Origin of the sequence: Streptomyces sp. NPDC002265, from assembly GCF_040296125.1 — a bacterium.
GTDB lineage: Bacteria > Actinomycetota > Actinomycetes > Streptomycetales > Streptomycetaceae > Streptomyces.
The window spans coordinates 1-1500 of record NZ_JBEOWS010000691.1 but is presented as its reverse complement, the minus strand read 5'-3'; the positions used below and the strand labels follow the sequence as shown (position 1 = coordinate 1500).

The window sequence follows — 1500 nt, the reverse complement described above, 5'->3', positions numbered from 1 at the left end:
CTCTGGACTACTCGGGGGCGCCTAGCTAGTGCGCCCACCCCCCCCCCCCCCGGGGGCCCCTCCCCCGGTTCGGTGCAGGACCCCTCGTCGTCGCGTCGCTCGCCGTGGACACCGCCCGCGTCCGTGCGGGAACGGTTCGCCACTCAGTGGTCGTCGTGGGTGTCCGCCGCCTCGACCTCTTCGCGGGTGACGCCCAGCAGATACAGCACCGTGTCGAGGAACGGCACGTTCACCGCCGTGTGCGCGGCCTCGCGCACCACCGGCTTGGCGTTGAAGGCGACCCCCAGGCCCGCCGCGTTGAGCATGTCCAGGTCATTGGCGCCGTCGCCGATCGCCACGGTCTGGGCGAGCGGTACGCCCGCCTCGGCGGCGAACCTGCGCAGCAGCCGTGCCTTGCCCGCCCGGTCCACGATCTCGCCCGTGACCCGGCCGGTCAGCTTCCCGTCGACGATCTCCAGGGTGTTGGCCTGGGCGAAGTCCAGCCCGAGCCGCTCCTTGAGGTCATCGGTGACCTGAGTGAACCCACCGGAGACGACGCCGACTTGGAAGCCCAGCCGCTTCAGCGTACGGATCAGCGTGCGCGCTCCCGGAGTGAGCCGCACCTCGGCGCGCACCTTCTCCACCACGGAGGCGTCCAGCCCCTCCAGCAGGGCCACGCGCGCGTGCAGCGACTGCTCGAAGTCCAGCTCCCCGCGCATCGCGGCCGCCGTCACCTCGGCGACCTTGTCCTCGCAGCCGGCGTGCGCGGCGAAGAGCTCGATCACCTCGTCCTGGATCAGCGTGGAGTCCACGTCCATGACCACCAGCCGCTGGGCGCGCCGGTGCAGGCCCGCCGACACGACCGCGATGTCCACACCGAGCGCGGATGCGTCGGTCACCAGGGCGGTGCGCAGCGGTTCCGTCTCCACCCCGGACACCGCGAACTCCACCGCGGTCACCGGGTACTTGGCCAGCCGGAAGATGCGGTCGATGTTGCCGCCGGCCTTGGTGATCCGGGCGGCGACGGCGGCGGTCGACTCCGCGGTGAGCGGATGACCCAGCACGGTGACGAGGGAGCGGCCGTGACCGCGCGGCCTGTTGTCGCCGATGCCGGAGATGATCTCCGCCTGCATCTTCATCGACTCCGCCCAGCTGTGGACGGTCGCCCGCAGCTCCCCCTGCAACTCCGGGGACGGCTCGGTGACGAGCACGCACAGCACCATCCGGCCACGGGTGACGACCTGCTCGATGTCGACCACGTCGACGGAGAAGGCGGCGAGGGTGTCGAAGAGGCCGGCGGTGATGCCCGGCCTGTCCTTGCCGAAGATCTTGACGAGGAGAGTGGGGACGTCAGCTGTCGAGGTCTGCGAAGCGCTCATGGTGTCACCACCGTATCCGGCACCCCGTGCCTTTTGCGCCTCACGTCCGTCTGACGGACACATAACACTTCATGTCCACCGGACAGCGGGCATCTTACGAGAAGGCTACGGCCGCGCCCCGGGGGCGTCGAGCCGGGCGCCC

The 1500-nt window shown here is 70.7% G+C and carries 1 protein-coding gene; it reads right to left on the bottom strand.

The annotated features are described in order from the left end of the window. Positions 1-143: 143 nt before the first annotated feature. Positions 144-1358, bottom strand: coding sequence for a phosphoserine phosphatase SerB (serB, locus tag ABT085_RS46310; protein ID WP_351623239.1), 1215 nt, complete (start codon positions 1356-1358; stop codon positions 144-146). Between the last annotated feature and the right edge of the window lie 142 nt (positions 1359-1500).